General features: G+C 75.1%; 1 pseudogene. It reads left to right on the forward strand.

Features of this window, described 5'->3' with window-relative positions:
• Window positions 1–59: 59 nt before the first annotated feature.
• Window positions 60–237 (forward strand): annotated as a pseudogene (locus AC0I8G_RS26190) (D-aminoacyl-tRNA deacylase); the annotation flags it as partial.

Genomic DNA, 237 nt, shown 5'->3' on the forward strand with positions numbered 1-237 from the left:
CCTTGCGGGTGTCGGCGTAGAGGGTGAACTGGCTGACGAGGAGCACCGGGGCGCCGACGTCCGCGGCTCCGGGACCGGTCGCCGAGCCCCTCGTCGACGCCGTCGCGCAGGCCCTGCGGGGGCCCGGGCTGCAGGTCGAGACCGGCCGGTTCGGCGCCGACATGGCGGTCGAACTCGTCAACGACGGGCCGTCGACGATCCTCCTGGAGGCGTGCGACCCGTTTCCCCGGCGCCCTG

The organism is Kineococcus sp. AC630, assembly GCF_979255925.1.